The following is a 17,312-nucleotide window of genomic DNA, read 5'->3' on the forward strand; positions in this document are numbered from 1 at the left end:
CCAACGGGGAGTTCCAACGTGGCTCGCAAGACTCCGCTAAAGCGCTACCGCAACATCGGTATCGTTGCACACGTCGACGCCGGCAAGACCACCACCACCGAACGCGTCCTGTTCTACACCGGCCTGTCCCACAAGGTCGGCGAGGTCCATGAGGGCGCCGCCACCATGGACTGGATGGAGCAGGAGCAGGAGCGTGGCATCACCATCACCTCCGCGGCGACCACCTGCTTCTGGCAGGGCATGAACAAGCAGTTCGATGAGCACCGCATCAACATCATCGACACGCCCGGGCACGTCGACTTCACCATCGAGGTGGAGCGCTCCCTGCGCGTGCTCGACGGTGCCGTCGTCGTCCTGTGTGGCTCGTCCGGTGTCCAGCCGCAGACCGAGACCGTCTGGCGCCAGGCCAACAAGTACGAAGTTCCGCGCATGGTGTTCGTCAACAAGATGGACCGCACCGGCGCCGACTTCTTCATGGTGGTCGACCAGCTCAAGCAGAAGCTGGGTGCCAACGCCGTGCCGATCCAGATCAACTGGGGCACCGAGGACGAGTTCAAGGGCGTCATCGACCTCATCCAGATGAAGGCCATCCTCTGGGACGAGGCCAACTTCGGGATGAACTACGACCTGGTGGACATTCCGGCCGAGCTCCAGGAGACCGCCGAGAAGTACCGCGAGGAGATGGTCGAGGCCGCCGCCGAAGCCTCCGAAGAGCTGATGGACAAGTACCTCGAGGAGGGCGAGCTCTCCATCGAGGAGATCAAGGCCGGCCTGCGTCGTCGTACCCTCGACAACGAGATCGTCCTGGTCACCTGCGGCTCCGCGTTCAAGAACAAGGGCGTGCAGGCCGTGCTGGATGGCGTCATCGAGTACATGCCGTCACCCACCGAGGTCAAGGCCATCGAGGGTGAGCTGGACGACAAGGATGGCACCATCGCCACCCGCGAGGCGGACGACAGCGCGCCCTTCGCCGCCCTGGCGTTCAAGATCGCCACCGACCCCTTCGTGGGCACCCTGACCTTCATCCGCGTCTACTCGGGCGTGCTGAAGTCGGGCGACAGCGTCTACAACTCCGTCAAGGAGAAGAAGGAGCGCGTCGGCCGTATCGTCCAGATGCACGCCAACTCCCGCGAGGAGATCAAGGAAGTGCTGGCCGGCGACATCGCCGCCTGCATCGGCCTGAAGGACGTCACCACCGGTGACACCCTGTGCGACCTGAACGACAAGATCGTGCTGGAGCGCATGGAATTTCCGGATCCGGTCATCTCCGTGGCCGTCGAGCCGAAGTCCAAGGCTGACCAGGAGAAGATGGGCGTGGCCCTCGGCAAGCTGGCCCAGGAGGATCCCTCCTTCCAGGTCCGCTCCGACGAGGAGACCGGCCAGACCATCATCTCCGGCATGGGCGAGCTGCACCTCGACATCCTCGTCGACCGCATGCGTCGCGAGTTCAAGGTCGATGCCAACATCGGCAAGCCGCAGGTGGCCTATCGCGAGACCATCCGTCACAAGGTCGAGCAGGAAGGCAAGTTCGTCCGCCAGTCCGGTGGTCGCGGCCAGTACGGTCATGTGCATCTGCGCATCGAGCCGCTGACCGCCGAGGACAAGGGCGAAGACGAGGACATGCACTTCAAGTTCGCCTCGGAAATCGTTGGCGGCGTGGTTCCCAAGGAATACGTGCCGGCCGTCGAGAAAGGGGCCTACGAGCAGCTGCAGAACGGTGTCATCGCGGGCTACCCGATGATTGACGTCAAGGTCACGCTGTTCGACGGTTCCTACCATGACGTGGACTCGAACGAGACCGCGTTCAAGGTTGCCTCTTCCATGGCAGTGAAGGAAGGTGCCAAGAAGGCGAAGGCCGTGCTCCTCGAGCCGGTGATGAAGGTCGAGGTCGTGACCCCCGAGGAGTTCATGGGTGATGTCATGGGTGACCTGAACCGCCGTCGTGGCCTCGTCCAGGGCATGGATGACTCCTCCATGGGCAAGGTCATCCGCGCCACGGTACCTCTGGCTGAGATGTTCGGTTATGCGACCGACCTGCGCTCTCAGACCCAGGGCCGCGCAAGCTACGTCATGGAGTTTGCGAACTACGAAGAGGCGCCGTCCAGCGTCGTTGAAGCCGTCATCAACCAGAACGGTTAACCGTTAGCTAACGTAAAGAGGTTATAGCAGTGGCTAAGGAAAAATTTGAACGTTCCAAACCGCACGTCAACGTCGGTACCATCGGTCACGTCGACCACGGCAAGACCACGCTGACTGCGGCCCTGACTCGCGTTTCCGCCGAGGTGTTCGGTGGCGACTGGAGCGAGTTCGACGCCATCGACAATGCTCCGGAAGAGCGTGAGCGCGGTATCACCATCGCCACCTCTCACGTGGAGTATCAGTCCGAGACGCGTCACTACGCGCACGTGGACTGCCCGGGGCACGCCGACTACGTCAAGAACATGATCACCGGTGCCGCCCAGATGGACGGCGCGATCCTGGTCGTGTCTGCCGCTGACGGCCCCATGCCGCAGACTCGCGAGCACATCCTGCTGTCTCGCCAGGTCGGCGTCCCGTTCATCGTCGTGTTCCTGAACAAGGCCGACATGGTCGACGACGAGGAGCTCCTGGAGCTGGTCGAGATGGAAGTCCGCGAACTCCTCGACGAGTACGACTTCCCGGGTGACGACACCCCGATCATCACCGGTTCCGCCCTGATGGCCCTGGAAGGCAAGGACGACAACGGCATGGGTACCACCGCCGTTGCCAACCTTATCAAGGCCCTGGACGAGTACATCCCGGAGCCGGAGCGTGCCATCGATCAGCCGTTCCTGATGCCGATCGAGGACGTCTTCTCCATCTCCGGTCGCGGTACCGTGGTCACCGGCCGTGTCGAGCGTGGCGTGGTCAAGGCCGGCGAGGAAGTCGAGATCGTCGGTATCAAGGACACCGTCAAGACCGTCGTCACCGGCGTCGAGATGTTCCGCAAGCTGCTCGACGAAGGTCGTGCCGGTGAGAACGTCGGCGCCCTGCTGCGCGGCACCAAGCGTGACGACGTCGAGCGTGGTCAGGTCCTGGCCAAGCCGGGCACCATCACCCCGCACACCGAGTTCGAGGCCGAGGTGTACGTGCTGAGCAAGGACGAGGGTGGTCGTCACACTCCGTTCTTCAAGGGCTACCGTCCGCAGTTCTACTTCCGTACCACCGACATCACCGGTACCTGTGAGCTGCCGGAAGGCGTCGAGATGGTCATGCCGGGCGACAACGTCAAGATGGTTGTCACCCTGATCGCTCCGATCGCCATGGATGACGGCCTGCGCTTCGCCATCCGCGAAGGTGGCCGCACCGTCGGCGCCGGCGTCGTGGCCAAGATCATCAAGTAAGCGTTTCGCTGCTTGATCGATCGAAGGGGGCTCCGCCAGGAGCCCCCTTTCTGCGCACCGGAAGTGAGTGTTTGACTCTCACTGCCGGCGTGCCTATAATGCGCATCCTTTGAATGCGTGGGTTGACGGCTCGCGCCGTCAGAATCCATTGGAGTTAGGGCAAATGCAGAACCAGAAGATTCGCATTCGGTTGAAGGCCTTCGACCATCGCCTGATCGACCAGTCCGCCGCGGAGATCGTAGATACCGCCAAGCGTACCGGCGCCCAGGTCCGTGGTCCGATTCCTCTGCCGACCAATCGCGAGCGTTACACCGTGCTGATCTCTCCGCACGTCAACAAGGACGCGCGCGACCAGTACGAGATTCGTACCCACAAGCGGGTGCTCGATATCGTCGAGCCCACCGAAAAGACCGTTGACGCCCTGATGAAGCTCGACCTCGCCGCCGGCGTGGACGTGCAGATCAAGCTCGACTGATACCACACTAGACACTCGCGGCCCAGCGTTCGCCCGCTCCACAGGAAGGCGTCCAGCAGCCGCCGCGCCGGGATGGCGCCACACAACGTGCTAGTGGAATGCTCTGGAAAGGGCAGCCATAGCGGGTGATAGCCCCGTACACTATAGGAGACTGAGAATGACTATCGGTTTAGTCGGTAGGAAGGCCGGTATGACCCGCGTCTTCACCGAAGACGGCGCTTCCGTGCCCGTGACCGTGATCGAGGTTGAGCCTAACCGTGTGACTCGCGTGAAGTCTGTCGAGTCCGACGGCTATGCCGCGGTTCAGGTGACAACTGGCTCCCGCAAGGCCAAGCATCTGTCGAAAGCCCAAGCCGGGCAGTTCGCCAAGGCAGGTGTCGAGGCCGGTCGTTCACTGATGGAGTTCCGCCTGAGCGAAGGCGACGAGGCTCCGGAAGTGGGCGGCGAACTCACCGTATCCCTCTTCGAAGCTGGTCAGATGATCGACGTGACCGGCACCTCCAAGGGCAAGGGTTTCCAGGGCGCCGTCAAGCGCTGGAACTTCCGCACCCAGGACAACAGCCACGGTAACTCCCTGTCGCATCGCGCGCCGGGTTCCATCGGCATGTGCCAGACTCCGGGCCGCGTGTTCAAGGGCAAGAAGATGGCCGGCCAGATGGGCAATGTGCGCTGCACCGTGCAGAGCCTGGAAGTCGTCCGTGTCGACGCCGAACGCAATCTGCTGCTGATCAAGGGTGCCGTGCCTGGCGCCACCGGCAGTGATGTCATCGTGCGCAGCGCCGTCAAAGCAGGCTGAAGGGGAACTTACCGATGAATCTGAATCTTGCAGGTGCAGGCGCCGGTACTGTCGAAGTATCCGATGCCACCTTTGGCAAAGAATTCAATGAGGCCCTGGTGCACCAGGTTGTCACCGCCTATCTGGCCGGTGGTCGCCAGGGTACCCGTGCCCAGAAGAATCGTTCCGACGTGCGTGGCGGTGGCAAGAAGCCGTGGCGCCAGAAGGGCACCGGTCGTGCCCGTGCCGGTACCATCCGCTCGCCGATCTGGCGCAGCGGCGGCGTGACCTTTGCGGCGCGTCCGCAGGACCATTCCCAGAAGGTCAACCGCAAGATGTACCGTGCGGCCATGCGCTCGATCCTCTCCGAGCTGGTCCGTCAGGAGCGTCTGGTGGCGGTCGATGCGTTCGCCGTCGAGGCCCCCAAGACCAAGCAGCTGGCCGCCAAGCTCGCCGAGCTGGACCTGGAGAAGGTGCTGATCGTCACCGAAGAGGTCGACGAGAACCTGTACCTCGCCGCCCGCAACATCCCGAACGTGGATGTGGTGGACGTCGCCGCCGCTGATCCGGTGAGCCTGGTCGCCTTCGACAAGGTGCTGGTCACCGTCTCCGCTCTGCGTAAATTCGAGGAGAAGCTGGCATGAACCAGGAGCGTGTATTCAAGGTTCTGCTCGGTCCGCACGTGACCGAGAAGGCCGCCATGGCCGCCGAGCGCAACCAGTACGTGTTCAAGGTGGCAAGCGACGCGACCAAGCCCGAGATCAAGGCTGCCGTTCAGGAGCTGTTCGGCAAGAAGGTCGACCGTGTTCAGGTGCTGAACATGAAGGGCAAGACCAAGCGCACCGCGCAGGGTCTGGGTCAGCGCAAGGGTTATCGCAAGGCGTACGTGACACTGGCCGCCGGCGAGACGCTTGAAGACTTCTCTGGCGCCGAATAAGGGCAGGAGTACGGATCATGGCAATCGTCAAGACTAAACCCACATCCGCCGGTCGTCGCCACGTCGTCAAGATCGTTGGTGAGGAACTGCACAAGGGCCGCGCCTACGCGCCGCTCCTCGAGAAGCAGTCCAAGTCCGGTGGCCGTAACAACTACGGTCGCATCACCACCCGCCACGTGGGCGGTGGTCACCGTCATCACTATCGGATCATCGACTTCAAGCGCACCAAGGATGGCATCCCGGCCACCGTCGAGCGCCTGGAGCATGACCCGAACCGCAGCGCACACATTGCCCTGCTCAAGTACCTCGACGGCGAGCGTCGCTACATCATCGCCCCCCGTGGCGTGAGTGCCGGCGACCGTCTCGAGTCCGGCGTCAACGCGCCCATCAAGAAGGGCAACGCGCTGCCGCTGCGCAACATCCCGCTGGGTTCCACCGTGCACTGCATCGAGCTCAAGCCCGGCAAGGGCGCCCAGCTTGCTCGCAGCGCCGGCACCAGCGCCCAGCTGGTCGCCCGCGAAGGCAACTACGCCACCCTGCGTCTGCGCTCCGGCGAGATGCGCAAGGTGCTGGCCGAGTGCCGCGCGACCCTGGGGGAAGTGAGCAACTCCGAGCACAGCCTGCGTCAGCTTGGCAAGGCCGGTGCGAAGCGCTGGAGAGGGGTGCGCCCGACCGTTCGCGGCGTGGCCATGAACCCGGTGGATCACCCGCACGGCGGCGGCGAAGGCCGCAGCAGCGGCGGGCGTCACCCGGTGTCTCCGTGGGGTATCCCCACCAAGGGCCACAAGACCCGCAAGAACAAGCGCACCGACAAGCTGATCATCCGTCGCCGCAAGGCCCGGAAATAAGATCCAACGCCAAGACATCAAGAGGTAACGGCTGTGCCACGTTCACTGAAGAAAGGTCCTTTTATTGACCTTCATCTGCTGAAGAAGGTTGAGACTGCAGTGGAGAAGGGCGACCGCAAACCGATCAAGACCTGGTCGCGTCGCTCCATGATCCTGCCCAACATGGTCGGGCTCACCATTGCTGTCCATAACGGTCGCCAACACGTCCCGGTGCACGTCTCCGAGGAAATGGTTGGCCACAAGCTGGGCGAATTCGCTGCTACCCGCCTTTATCGCGGTCATGCGGCGGACAAGAAAGCCAAACGGTAAGCCAGAGAGGATTGAGAGATGGAAGTCACAGCAAAGCTGCGTGGCGCTCGTTTATCCGCCCAGAAGGCCCGTTTGGTGGCTGACCAGGTGCGCGGTAAACCGGTCGCCGAGGCACTCGACCTGCTGACCTTCTCACCGAAGAAGGCCTCCAAGCTGGTCAAGAAGGTGCTGCAGTCCGCCATCGCGAACGCGGAAGAAAACAACGGCATGGATATCGACGAGCTGCGTGTCTCGACCATCTGCGTCGATGAGGGCATGACGCTCAAGCGCATCCGTCCGCGCGCCAAGGGCCGTGCGGATCGCATTCTGAAGCGCACCTGCCACATCACCGTCAAGGTAGCCGAGAAGTAGGAGTCGACCAGATGGGTCAGAAAGTCAATCCAACAGGCATTCGCCTGGGTATCGTCAAGGACCATACCTCGGTGTGGTATGCCGAGCGCGGCGCCTATGCCGACAAGCTGAACAGCGATCTCGAAGTGCGTCGCTTCCTGGAAGAGCGTCTGAAGAACGCCTCCGTGAGCAAGATCACCATCGAGCGCCCGGCCAACAACGCCCGCATCACCATTCACACTGCCCGTCCGGGCATCGTGATCGGCAAGAAGGGCGAAGATGTCGACCGTCTGCGTCGTGACGTCACCGCGATGATGGGCGTGCCCGTGCACGTCAACATCGAGGAAGTCCGCAAGCCGGAACTCGACGCCAAGCTTGTCGCGCAGAACATCGCCGGCCAGCTCGAGCGCCGCGTGATGTTCCGTCGTGCCATGAAGCGTGCCGTCCAGAACGCCATGCGTCTCGGCGCCGGCGGCATCAAGGTGCAGCTCTCCGGTCGCCTCGGCGGCGCGGAAATTGCCCGCACCGAGTGGTACCGCGAAGGTCGCGTCCCGCTGCATACGCTGCGCGCGGACATCGACTACGCCACCTACGAGGCCAAGACCACCTACGGCATCATCGGTGTCAAGGTCTGGGTCTTCAAGGGTGAAATCCTCGGGGGCATCGAGGAGGTCCGTGCCAAGGCGAAGCAGCCGCAGGCCGCACCCTCCAAGAAGAAAGGTTCCAGGTAAGGGGAGAGCGAGTCGATGTTACAACCTAAGCGCATGAAGTTCCGCAAGGTGCAGAAGGGCCGCAATCGTGGCCTGGCACACCGCGGAAGCAAGGTGAGCTTCGGCGAGTATGGCCTCAAGGCCACTGGCCGGGGCCGTGTCACCGCCCGTCAGATCGAGGCCGGTCGTCGTGCGATCACCCGTCACGTCAAGCGTGGCGGCAAGATCTGGATCCGTGTCTTCCCGGACAAGCCGATTTCCAAGAAGCCGCTGGAAGTCCGCATGGGTAAGGGCAAGGGCTCCGTCGAGTACTGGGTCGCCCAGATCCAGCCGGGTCGGGTCCTGTACGAGATCGAAGGCGTTTCCGAGGAGCTGGCTCGCGAGGCATTCGCCCTGGCTGCCCAGAAGTTCCCGGTCTCCACCACCTTTGTGAAACGGACGGTGATGTGATGAAAGCCCAGGAAATTCGTGAAAAGTCAGCAGAGCAGCTCCAGGAGCAGCTTTTCGAACTCCTCCGCGAGCAGTTCAACCTGCGCATGCAGAAGGCCACCGGTCAGCTGAGCCAGACTCATCTGCTCAAGCAGGTTCGTCGGGATATCGCCCGCGTGAAGACTGTGCTCAACGAGAAGGCAGGTGACTGAGATGGTCGAAGAAAAGAAAGCCCGTACGCTCACCGGCAAGGTGGTGAGCGACAAGATGGACAAGTCCATCGTTGTGATGATCGAGCGTCGTGAGCGCCACCCGATCTACGGCAAATACGTCAAGCGCTCCACCAAGCTGCACGCCCATGACGAGTCGAACCAGGCCAAGGCCGGCGACACGGTCTCCATCCAGGAGTGCCGTCCGCTGTCGAAGAACAAGTCCTGGACCCTGATCGAAGTCGTCGAACAGGCCAAGGGTTGATCGGCGAAGGCCGGTCAATCCAGTGCAGTCAGATTAGGTTTGGAGAAAACCGATGATTCAGACTCAGACAATGCTGGATGTCGCCGACAACAGCGGAGCGCGCCGGGTGCAGTGCATCAAGGTGCTGGGCGGTTCACACCGTCGCTATGCCCGCGTCGGTGACGTCATCAAGGTCACGGTGAAGGAAGCCATTCCGCGTGGCAAGGTCAAGAAGGGCCAGGTCCTCAAAGCGGTGGTGGTTCGCACCCGTAGTGGCGTCCGTCGTAACGACGGTTCGCTGATCCGCTTCGATGGAAATGCGGCTGTGTTGTTGAACAACACCAACGATCAGCCGATCGGTACCCGTATCTTCGGGCCGGTGACGCGTGAGCTTCGTAACGAGAAGTTCATGAAGATCATTTCCTTGGCGCCTGAAGTGCTGTAAGGAGCGAGGCGGATATGCAAAAGATCAAACGTGACGATGAAGTGATCGTCATCGCCGGCAAGGACAAGGGCAAGCGCGGCACCGTCAAGCGGGTTCTCGAAAACCGCTTCGTGGTGTCCGGTGTGAACATGATCAAGCGTCACACCAAGCCCAACCCGATGGCTGGCAACCAGGGCGGTATCGTCGAGCGCGAGGCACCGATTCACGCGTCCAACGTGGCCATCTTCAACCAGGAGACCGGCAAGGCGGATCGCGTCGGCTTCCAGGTTCAGGAAGACGGTACCAAGGTACGTATCTACAAGTCGACGCAGTCGCAGATCGACGCCTAACGCGAGTCGGATAGCAAAATGGCGAACTTGAAAGAACGTTATCAGAACGAGGTGGTGGCTAAACTCCAAGAGCAGTTCAGCTACGCCAACGTGATGCAGGTACCCCGGGTCACCAAGGTGACCCTGAACATGGGTATCGGCGAAGCGACCAGCGACAAGAAGCTGATCGACAATGCCATCGGCGACCTGGAGAAGCTCTCCGGTCAGAAGCCGCTGGTGACCAAGGCACGCAAGTCCATCGCGGGCTTCAAGGTGCGTGAAGGCTGGCCGATCGGGATCAAGGTGACCCTGCGCTCCGAGCGCATGTGGGACTTCCTCGATCGCCTGGTGAATATCGCGATCCCCCGCGTTCGTGACTTCCGTGGTCTCAACCCGAAGTCCTTCGACGGTCGTGGCAACTACTCCATGGGGGTGCGTGAGCAGATCATCTTCCCGGAGATCGAATATGATAAGATCGATCGGATCCGTGGTCTGGATGTCACCATCACCACCACCGCCAAAACCGATGAAGAAGGTCGTGCGCTTCTGGGCGCGCTGAACTTCCCGTTCAAGCAATAAGGGTGGGATCATGGCAAAGAAAAGCATGGTAGAGCGCGAGCTCAAGCGCACCAAGATGGTGGAGAAGTACGCCACCAAGCGTGCCGAGCTCAAGGCGGTCATCCAGGACGTGAACGCTTCTGACGAAGAGCGCTTCGACGCGCAGCTCAAGCTGCAGCAGCTGCCGCGTGACTCAAGCCCGGTGCGTCAGCGCAACCGCTGCCGCATCACGGGTCGTCCGCACGGCTACTACAACAAGTTCGGCCTCGGCCGCAACAAGCTGCGTGAAGCCGCCATGCGTGGCGACGTGCCCGGACTCAAGAAGTCCAGCTGGTAACGCCACGTAGAATCATCAGGAGCGCAACGTAAATGAGCATGCAAGACACTCTGGCGGATATGTTCACCCGTATCCGCAATGCGCAGATGGCCACCAAGGAGACGGTTTCCATGCCGTCCTCCAACCTGAAGGTCGAGGTGGCCCGCGTGCTGAAAGAAGAGGGCTACATCGGCGATTTCGCCGTCAGCGAGTCCGCCAAGCCCGAACTGACCGTGACCCTCAGGTACTTCGAGGGCAAGCCGGTCATCGAGCACCTGCAGCGGGTTTCCAAGCCGTCCCTGCGCCAGTACAAGGGCAAGGACGCGCTGCCGAAGGTCGCCGAAGGTCTGGGCGTCGCCATCGTCACCACCTCCAAGGGGGTGATGACGGATCGCGCGGCTCGTCAGGCGGGTGTCGGTGGTGAAGTCATCTGCACCGTATTCTAGGAGTTTGGAATGTCCCGCGTAGCCAAATATCCGGTCAAATTGCCCGCAGGCGTCGAGATCAAGCTCGACGGTGACCAGCTGTCCGTCAAGGGCAGCCAGGGCACCCTGTCCATGACCGTTCACCAGGACGTGGTGATCGGTCAGGAAGAGGGACAGCTGACCTTCCAGCCGAGCGAAAGCGCGAAGAGCTGGGCAATGGTCGGTACCACCCGTGCCCTGGTTCAGAACCTGGTCACCGGTGTCAGCGAGGGCTTCACCAAGACCCTCGAAATCATCGGCGTCGGTTATCGTGCCCAGGCCAAGGGCCAGACGCTCAATCTTACACTGGGCTTCTCGCACCCGGTCGACTACCAGCTGCCTGAGGGTGTCACGGCGGAAACGCCGAAGAACACCGTGATCGTGCTGAAGAGCGCGGACAAGCAGGCGCTGGGCCAGTGCGCCGCGGAAATCCGCGCCTTCCGTCCGCCCGAGCCCTACAAGGGCAAGGGTGTCCGGTACGCCGACGAGCTGGTGCGTCGCAAAGAAGCCAAGAAGAAGTAAGGCAGGGTTATGAACGCGAAGAAAGAATCTCGTCTCCGTCGTGCCCGCCGTGCTCGCGCCAAGATCCGCGAGCTGGGCGTGTATCGCCTGTGCGTCAATCGTACCCCCCGCCACATCTACGCGCAGATCATCTCGCCGGATGGTGGCAAGGTCCTCGCCAGCGCTTCCACGCTGGACAAGGCCCTTCGCGAGGGTGCGACCGGCAACTCCGATGCCGCCTCCAAGGTGGGCGCGCTGATTGCCGAACGCGCCAAGCAGGCTGGCATCACCCAGGTGGCCTTCGATCGTGCCGGCTTCAAGTACCACGGTCGAGTGAAGGCCTTGGCTGACGCCGCTCGTGAAGGCGGCCTGGAATTCTAAAGGGTTTTACGATGGCGAAGAACGAACAGCAAAACGGCGATCTGCAGGAAAAGCTCGTGCAGATCAACCGTGTCGCCAAGGTGGTCAAGGGTGGCCGAATCTTCGGTTTCACCGCCCTGACCGTCGTGGGTGACGGTAACGGTCGTGTAGGCTTCGGTCGCGGCAAGGCACGTGAAGTGCCGGTCGCGATCCAGAAGGCCATGGACCAGGCCCGCCGCAACATGGTCAAGGTGAACCTCACCGGTGGCACCCTGCAGTACCCCGTCAAGGCCCGTCACGGCGCCTCCAAGGTGTACATGCAGCCGGCCTCCGAGGGTACCGGGATCATCGCCGGTGGTGCCATGCGCTCCGTGCTCGAGCTGGCCGGCGTGCACAACGTCCTGGCCAAGTGCTACGGCTCCACCAACCCGGTGAACGTGGTGCGGGCGACCGTCAATGGTCTGGCCTCCCTGCAGTCGCCGGAAGACGTGGCCGCCAAGCGCGGTCTGCCTGTCGAAGCGATCACGGGGTAAGCACGATGTCAGCAACGATCAAGGTTACCCAGACCCGCAGCACCATCGGCGTACTGGCCAAGCACAAGGCCACCATGAATGGCCTCGGCCTGCGTCGCATCGGTCACACGGTTGAACTGGAAGACACCCCTGCCGTCCGCGGCATGATCCACAAGGTCAACTACCTTGTGCGTGTTGAGGGAGAGTAATCCATGAAACTCAATAGCCTGAGCCCGGCACCGGGCTCCAAGCACGCCGAGAAGCGCGTCGGCCGTGGCATCGGCTCCGGTCTGGGCAAGACCGGTGGCCGCGGCCACAAGGGTCTGAAGTCGCGCAGCGGCGGCAGCGTGAAGCCCGGTTTCGAGGGCGGTCAGATGCCGCTGCAGCGGCGCCTGCCCAAGTTCGGCTTCACTTCGGCGAAGTCGCTGGTATCCGAGGAAGTCCGCCTGGCCGAGCTGGCCCGGGTCGCGGGTGACGAAGTCACCCTGGACACCCTCAAGGACGCCAACGTGCTCAAGGATGCCACCAAGCATGCGAAGGTCATCCTTTCCGGCGAACTGAACAAGGCGGTCACGGTCCGCGGCATCAAGGTCACCAAGGGTGCCCGCGCCGCGATCGAAGCCGCCGGCGGCAAGGTAGAGGACTAAATGGCCAAGTCAGGAAACATGCCGGCGATGGGCAGCGGTCTGGGTGAACTCTGGGCGCGTCTGCGCTTCGTGCTCCTCGCCATCGTGGTCTACCGTATCGGTGCCCACATCCCCGTTCCCGGTATCAATCCTGACCAGCTTGCTGCCTTGTTCAGGGAGCAGCAGGGTACCATCCTGGGCATGTTCAACATGTTCTCGGGGGGTGCCCTGGAGCGCATGAGTATCATGGCGCTGGGCATCATGCCCTACATCTCGGCGTCGATCATCATGCAGCTGATGACCGCGGTCTCGCCGCAGCTCGAGCAGCTGAAGAAGGAAGGTGAGGCCGGCCGTCGCAAGATCAGCCAGTACACGCGCTACGGCACGGTGCTGCTGGCCCTGGTCCAGGCCACCGGCATGTCGGTGGGCCTGGCCAGCCAGGGGATCGCCTACTCGGCCGACTTCAGCTTCTACTTCACCGCCATCGTGACCTTCGTCACCGGGGCGGTGTTCCTGATGTGGCTGGGCGAGCAGATCACCGAGAAGGGGATCGGCAACGGCATCTCGCTGCTGATCTTCTCCGGGATCGTCGCCGGCCTTCCGGGCGCCGTGGGGCAGGCCTTCGAGCTGGCCCGCAACGAGGGTGCCTGGAACGTCCTGCCGCTGCTGGCCCTGACCGTGCTGGGCATCGCCACCGTGGCCTTCGTGGTGTTCATCGAGCGCGGCCAGCGTCGCCTCACGGTGAACTATCCGCGTCGCCAGGTGGGCAACAAGATGTATGCCGGCCAGAGCAGCTACCTGCCGCTCAAGGTCAACATGGCGGGTGTGATCCCGGCGATCTTCGCCTCGAGCATCCTGCTGTTCCCGGCCTCGCTGGGTCAGTGGGTCGGGGCCGGCGACGGGATGGAATGGCTGCAGAGTGCCTCCCAGGCCCTCGGGCCGGGGCAGCCGCTCTACATCTTGCTTTTCGCCGCGGCGGTGGTATTCTTCTGCTTCTTTTACACAGCGCTGGTCTTCAACCCCAAGGATGTCGCTGACAACCTCAAGAAGTCAGGGGCCTTCCTGCCGGGCATCCGTCCCGGCGAGCAGACCGCTCGCTACATCGACAAGGTCATGACCCGTCTGACCCTGTTCGGCGCGCTTTACATCACTGCGGTTTCCCTGATGCCCCAGTTCCTGATCGTGGCCTGGAACGTGCCGTTCTTCTTCGGCGGTACCTCGCTGCTGATCGTGGTGGTGGTCATCATGGACTTCATGGCCCAGGTGCAGTCGCACCTCATGTCGCACCAGTACGAGTCGGTGATGAAGAAGTCCAACCTGAAAGGCTACGGTAGCGGCGGCATCATGCGCTGAGGCGCGCCGCTGGCGATTTGGAGAGAACGATGAAAGTTCGAGCTTCCGTGAAGAAAATGTGCCGCAACTGCAAGATCATTCGTCGCAATGGCGCCGTGCGCGTCATCTGCACCGAACCGCGGCACAAGCAGCGCCAGGGCTGAGACCTGTCGCTGCACTGAACCGGGTGCCGGCATGCCCCTTGTCCTCGAGCGAGGAAAGGGGTATGCTGTTGCGCCTTTTGTAGATGATTAATCGAGCAAGCCGCTCAAATTTCGGAGTAAGCTGATGGCCCGTATTGCAGGCGTCAATATCCCGGACAACAAGCATGCGGCGATCTCGCTGACCTATATCTTCGGGATTGGCCGTACTCGCGCGCAGGACATCTGTGCCGCGACCGGCATCGCGCCGACCACCAAGATCCAGGAGCTCTCCAGTGAAGATCTGGACAGCCTGCGGTCTGAAGTCGGCAAGTACACCGTGGAAGGCGACCTTCGCCGTGATGTCACGCTTAACATCAAGCGTCTCATGGACCTGGGTTGCTATCGTGGTCTGCGTCATCGTCGTGGTCTTCCGCTGCGTGGTCAGCGTACCAAGACCAATGCGCGTACCCGTAAGGGCCCGCGCAAGCCGATCCGCAAATAACACGCACGTTCTGGCGTAAAGACAGGAATAGACATCAACATGGCTAACCCGCGTAGCAACCGTAAAAAGGTTAAAAAGCAGGTAGTGGATGCCGTTGCGCATATCCACGCCTCTTTTAACAACACGATCATTACGATCACAGACCGCCAGGGCAATGCCCTTTCCTGGGCAACTGCCGGTGGTTCGGGTTTTCGTGGTTCTCGCAAGAGCACCCCGTTCGCTGCTCAAGTGGCAAGCGAGCGTGCAGCGACCGCTGCAGCCGAGTATGGTGTGAAAAACGTCGACGTGCTGGTCAAGGGCCCCGGTCCTGGCCGTGAATCCGCCGTGCGCGCGCTCAATGCCGCCGGCTTCCGCGTGCAGAGCATCACCGACGCGACGCCCATTCCCCACAATGGCTGCCGTCCGCCGAAGAAACGCCGCGTTTAAGGAGACAGATTCATGGCTCGTTACATTGGACCGAAGTGCAAACTGTCTCGTCGTGAGGGGACCGATCTCTTCCTCAAGAGCGGTGTCACTCCCTTCGAGAAGAAGTGCAAATCCGAGCAGATCCCGGGTGTGCACGGCCAGCGCCGTCAGCGTCTTTCCGACTACGGCTTGCAGCTTCGCGAGAAGCAGAAAGTACGTCGCATGTACGGCGTGCTCGAGAAGCAGTTCCGCAACTACTACAAGGAAGCGGCCCGCCTGAAGGGCGCGACCGGTGAGCTGTTGCTGCAGCTTCTCGAATCCCGACTGGACAACGTCGTCTACCGCATGGGCTTCGGCTCCACGCGTTCCGAGGCACGTCAGCTGGTCAGCCACAAGGCGATCGCCGTCAACGGCAAGACCGTCAACGTGGCGTCCTACCAGGTCAAGCCCGGTGACGTGGTCTCCATTCGCGAGAAGGCGAAGAACCAGGCGCGCATCCAGACCTCCCTGGCCATCGCCGCCAACCGCGGCGACGTGGTCTGGGTCGAGACAGATGCCAAGAAGATGGAAGGCACTTTCAAGGCCCTGCCTGAACGCGGTGACCTGTCTGCCGACATCAACGAAAACCTGATCGTCGAGCTGTACTCCAAGTAAGCGGCGCCCGCGTCGTGCCGCTCCCCGCCCGCGGGGAGCGGCCTGGAGTACCGACAATCCGTTTGGCAGCCTGATAGGTGTTCATATGCAGCGTTCAGTGACAGAGTTTCTCCGTCCTCGCGACATCAAGGTCGAAGAGATCAGCGCACATCACGCGAAGATCGTGCTCGAGCCCTTCGAGCGTGGCTTCGGCCACACGCTGGGGAATGCCCTGCGTCGCATCCTGCTCTCGTCCATGCCCGGCTGTGCCGTGGTGGAAGCCGAGATCGCGGGTGTGGAGCATGAGTACAGCGCGATCGAGGGCGTCCAGGAAGATGTCATCGAAATCCTCCTGAACCTCAAGGACGTGGCACTCCGGATGCATAGCCGCGACGAGGCAGTGCTCTCGCTGAACAAGCAGGGGCCGGCCGTCGTGACTGCGGGGGATATCGCGCTCGACCATGATGTCGAGATCGTCAACCCCGAGCATGTCATCGCCCACGTCAATGAGGGATCCGAGCTGAAGATGCAGCTCAAGGTCGCTCGCGGCCGCGGCTATGAGCCGGCGGACGTCCGTGGCGAGGCCGACGACGAGTCCCGCGCCATCGGTCGCCTGCAGCTGGATGCTACCTTCAGCCCCGTGCGCCGGGTTTCCTACTCGGTCGAGGCCGCGCGTGTGGAACAGCGTACCGACCTCGACAAGTTGATCATCAACCTGGAAACCGACGGCACCCTGGATCCGGAAGAGGCGATCCGTCGCAGCGCCACCATCCTGCAGGAGCAGCTGGCCGCGTTCGTCGACCTGGAAGCCGACAAGGAACAGGAAGTGGTGGAGGAAGAGGATCACATCGATCCGATCCTGCTGCGCCCCGTAGACGATCTCGAGTTGACCGTTCGCAGCGCCAACTGCCTGAAGGCCGAGAACATCTACTACATCGGGGATCTGATCCAGCGCACCGAGGTGGAGCTGCTGAAGACCCCCAATCTCGGCAAGAAGTCCCTGAATGAGATCAAGGACGTGTTGGCCGCCCGCGGGCTTTCCCTGGGCATGCGGCTGGAGAACTGGCCGCCGGCAAGCCTGAAGGACGACAAGGCCTCCGCGTGAGCCTCGACTCGAGTCCCAGTTTGGTAAGGAATCACAACCATGCGTCATCGTAAGAGTGGTCGTCACCTGAATCGCAACAGCTCGCACCGCCAGGCCATGTTCAAGAACATGTCCGTCTCGCTGGTCGAGCATGAAGTGATCAAGACAACCCTGCCCAAGGCCAAGGAGCTGCGTCGCGTCATCGAGCCGCTGATCACCCTGGCCAAGCAGGACAGCGTCGCCAATCGTCGTCTGGCCTTCAGCCGCACCCGCTCCAAGGAAGCGGTCGGCAAGCTCTTCAATGAGCTGGGTCCGCGTTACGCCGAGCGTCCGGGCGGTTACGTCCGTATCCTCAAGTGCGGTTACCGCACCGGCGACAACGCCCCCATGGCCTTCGTCGAACTGGTCGACCGTCCGGTCGTCGAGGAGACCGCCGCCGAGGAGTGATCCTCGTCCGGTGACCCTCGCGTCGCGACACCCAAGCCGGCTCCCTCA

At 62.1% G+C, this 17,312-nt stretch carries 30 protein-coding genes; all 30 read left to right on the top strand.

Annotated features, from left to right (window positions below; translation table 11 throughout):
• Positions 1–18: 18 nt before the first annotated feature.
• The 30 genes from fusA (at position 19) to rplQ (ending at position 17,264) form a co-directional block, all read left to right on the top strand.
• Positions 19–2,139, top strand: a complete 2,121-nt coding sequence (fusA, locus tag BOX17_RS09040) for an elongation factor G (protein ID WP_071943786.1) — start codon at positions 19–21, stop codon at positions 2,137–2,139.
• 29 nt (positions 2,140–2,168) lie between these two features.
• Entirely contained in the window at positions 2,169–3,362 is a 1,194-nt protein-coding gene (gene tuf / locus BOX17_RS09045) for an elongation factor Tu (protein WP_071943789.1), read from the top strand.
• A 163-nt stretch (positions 3,363–3,525) separates the two neighbouring features.
• A complete protein-coding gene (gene rpsJ / locus BOX17_RS09050) occupies positions 3,526–3,837 on the top strand; it encodes a 30S ribosomal protein S10 (protein ID WP_010626466.1) in 312 nt (103 codons plus the stop codon).
• 157 nt (positions 3,838–3,994) lie between these two features.
• Positions 3,995–4,633, top strand: coding sequence for a 50S ribosomal protein L3 (rplC, locus tag BOX17_RS09055; RefSeq protein WP_071943792.1), 639 nt, complete (start codon positions 3,995–3,997; stop codon positions 4,631–4,633).
• Between the two features lie 14 nt (positions 4,634–4,647).
• A complete protein-coding gene (gene rplD / locus BOX17_RS09060; RefSeq protein WP_071943795.1) occupies positions 4,648–5,256 on the top strand; it encodes a 50S ribosomal protein L4 in 609 nt (202 codons plus the stop codon).
• A complete protein-coding gene (gene rplW / locus BOX17_RS09065) occupies positions 5,253–5,549 on the top strand; it encodes a 50S ribosomal protein L23 (RefSeq protein ID WP_040183135.1) in 297 nt (98 codons plus the stop codon). Before rplD ends, rplW begins: the two co-directional genes overlap by 4 nt.
• Before the next feature lie 17 nt (positions 5,550–5,566).
• Entirely contained in the window at positions 5,567–6,397 is an 831-nt protein-coding gene (rplB, locus tag BOX17_RS09070; RefSeq protein WP_071943798.1) for a 50S ribosomal protein L2, read from the top strand.
• Positions 6,398–6,430: 33 nt separating this feature from the next.
• Positions 6,431–6,706, top strand: coding sequence for a 30S ribosomal protein S19 (gene rpsS, locus BOX17_RS09075; RefSeq protein ID WP_071943800.1), 276 nt, complete (start codon positions 6,431–6,433; stop codon positions 6,704–6,706).
• 18 nt (positions 6,707–6,724) lie between these two features.
• Positions 6,725–7,057 carry a 50S ribosomal protein L22 gene (gene rplV / locus BOX17_RS09080; protein ID WP_013330997.1) on the top strand — a complete coding sequence of 111 codons (333 nt, stop codon included), beginning with the start codon at positions 6,725–6,727 and terminating at the stop codon, positions 7,055–7,057.
• An 11-nt stretch (positions 7,058–7,068) separates the two neighbouring features.
• The gene (rpsC, locus tag BOX17_RS09085; RefSeq protein WP_071943803.1) at positions 7,069–7,767 is read left to right on the top strand and encodes a 30S ribosomal protein S3; all 699 of its coding nucleotides are present in this window, start codon (positions 7,069–7,071) and stop codon (positions 7,765–7,767) included.
• Positions 7,768–7,782: 15 nt separating this feature from the next.
• Complete coding sequence (gene rplP / locus BOX17_RS09090) at positions 7,783–8,196, top strand: 50S ribosomal protein L16 (protein WP_071943806.1); 414 nt, start codon at positions 7,783–7,785, stop codon at positions 8,194–8,196.
• On the top strand, positions 8,196–8,387 hold the full coding sequence (rpmC, locus tag BOX17_RS09095; protein ID WP_040183129.1) for a 50S ribosomal protein L29: 192 nt from the start codon (positions 8,196–8,198) through the stop codon (positions 8,385–8,387). The genes rplP and rpmC overlap by 1 nt, the downstream gene beginning before the upstream one ends.
• Before the next feature lies 1 nt (position 8,388).
• Positions 8,389–8,649 (top strand): 30S ribosomal protein S17, encoded by a 261-nt coding sequence (rpsQ, locus tag BOX17_RS09100; RefSeq protein ID WP_071943809.1) that lies wholly within the window; start codon positions 8,389–8,391, stop codon positions 8,647–8,649.
• A gap of 52 nt (positions 8,650–8,701) precedes the next feature.
• Positions 8,702–9,073 carry a 50S ribosomal protein L14 gene (gene rplN / locus BOX17_RS09105; protein ID WP_071943813.1) on the top strand — a complete coding sequence of 124 codons (372 nt, stop codon included), beginning with the start codon at positions 8,702–8,704 and terminating at the stop codon, positions 9,071–9,073.
• A gap of 14 nt (positions 9,074–9,087) precedes the next feature.
• Positions 9,088–9,402 (top strand): 50S ribosomal protein L24, encoded by a 315-nt coding sequence (gene rplX / locus BOX17_RS09110; RefSeq protein WP_040183125.1) that lies wholly within the window; start codon positions 9,088–9,090, stop codon positions 9,400–9,402.
• 18 nt (positions 9,403–9,420) lie between these two features.
• Positions 9,421–9,960, top strand: coding sequence for a 50S ribosomal protein L5 (gene rplE / locus BOX17_RS09115; RefSeq protein WP_071943816.1), 540 nt, complete (start codon positions 9,421–9,423; stop codon positions 9,958–9,960).
• 10 nt (positions 9,961–9,970) lie between these two features.
• On the top strand, positions 9,971–10,276 hold the full coding sequence (rpsN, locus tag BOX17_RS09120; RefSeq protein ID WP_071943819.1) for a 30S ribosomal protein S14: 306 nt from the start codon (positions 9,971–9,973) through the stop codon (positions 10,274–10,276).
• Between the two features lie 32 nt (positions 10,277–10,308).
• Positions 10,309–10,701, top strand: a complete 393-nt coding sequence (gene rpsH / locus BOX17_RS09125; RefSeq protein ID WP_071943822.1) for a 30S ribosomal protein S8 — start codon at positions 10,309–10,311, stop codon at positions 10,699–10,701.
• Between the two features lie 9 nt (positions 10,702–10,710).
• Positions 10,711–11,241, top strand: a complete 531-nt coding sequence (gene rplF, locus BOX17_RS09130) for a 50S ribosomal protein L6 (protein WP_071943825.1) — start codon at positions 10,711–10,713, stop codon at positions 11,239–11,241.
• Between the two features lie 9 nt (positions 11,242–11,250).
• On the top strand, positions 11,251–11,601 hold the full coding sequence (gene rplR, locus BOX17_RS09135) for a 50S ribosomal protein L18 (RefSeq protein WP_071943828.1): 351 nt from the start codon (positions 11,251–11,253) through the stop codon (positions 11,599–11,601).
• Positions 11,602–11,612: 11 nt separating this feature from the next.
• Positions 11,613–12,113, top strand: coding sequence for a 30S ribosomal protein S5 (gene rpsE, locus BOX17_RS09140; protein WP_071943831.1), 501 nt, complete (start codon positions 11,613–11,615; stop codon positions 12,111–12,113).
• 5 nt (positions 12,114–12,118) lie between these two features.
• Positions 12,119–12,301, top strand: coding sequence for a 50S ribosomal protein L30 (gene rpmD, locus BOX17_RS09145; protein WP_040183116.1), 183 nt, complete (start codon positions 12,119–12,121; stop codon positions 12,299–12,301).
• A gap of 3 nt (positions 12,302–12,304) precedes the next feature.
• Complete coding sequence (gene rplO, locus BOX17_RS09150) at positions 12,305–12,739, top strand: 50S ribosomal protein L15 (protein WP_071943833.1); 435 nt, start codon at positions 12,305–12,307, stop codon at positions 12,737–12,739.
• The gene (secY, locus tag BOX17_RS09155) at positions 12,740–14,071 is read left to right on the top strand and encodes a preprotein translocase subunit SecY (protein ID WP_071943836.1); all 1,332 of its coding nucleotides are present in this window, start codon (positions 12,740–12,742) and stop codon (positions 14,069–14,071) included.
• A gap of 29 nt (positions 14,072–14,100) precedes the next feature.
• Positions 14,101–14,214 carry a 50S ribosomal protein L36 gene (gene rpmJ / locus BOX17_RS09160; protein ID WP_031384759.1) on the top strand — a complete coding sequence of 38 codons (114 nt, stop codon included), beginning with the start codon at positions 14,101–14,103 and terminating at the stop codon, positions 14,212–14,214.
• A 124-nt stretch (positions 14,215–14,338) separates the two neighbouring features.
• Positions 14,339–14,695, top strand: a complete 357-nt coding sequence (gene rpsM, locus BOX17_RS09165; protein WP_071943838.1) for a 30S ribosomal protein S13 — start codon at positions 14,339–14,341, stop codon at positions 14,693–14,695.
• 39 nt (positions 14,696–14,734) lie between these two features.
• A complete protein-coding gene (gene rpsK / locus BOX17_RS09170; RefSeq protein ID WP_013331014.1) occupies positions 14,735–15,121 on the top strand; it encodes a 30S ribosomal protein S11 in 387 nt (128 codons plus the stop codon).
• A gap of 12 nt (positions 15,122–15,133) precedes the next feature.
• On the top strand, positions 15,134–15,754 hold the full coding sequence (rpsD, locus tag BOX17_RS09175) for a 30S ribosomal protein S4 (RefSeq protein ID WP_071943841.1): 621 nt from the start codon (positions 15,134–15,136) through the stop codon (positions 15,752–15,754).
• A gap of 85 nt (positions 15,755–15,839) precedes the next feature.
• On the top strand, positions 15,840–16,838 hold the full coding sequence (locus tag BOX17_RS09180; RefSeq protein ID WP_071943843.1) for a DNA-directed RNA polymerase subunit alpha: 999 nt from the start codon (positions 15,840–15,842) through the stop codon (positions 16,836–16,838).
• Between the two features lie 39 nt (positions 16,839–16,877).
• Positions 16,878–17,264 (top strand): 50S ribosomal protein L17, encoded by a 387-nt coding sequence (rplQ, locus tag BOX17_RS09185; RefSeq protein ID WP_071943846.1) that lies wholly within the window; start codon positions 16,878–16,880, stop codon positions 17,262–17,264.
• Positions 17,265–17,312 lie beyond the last annotated feature (48 nt).

The organism is Halomonas aestuarii (genome assembly GCF_001886615.1).
In the GTDB taxonomy this organism is placed as follows: Bacteria; Pseudomonadota; Gammaproteobacteria; order Pseudomonadales; family Halomonadaceae; genus Halomonas; species Halomonas aestuarii.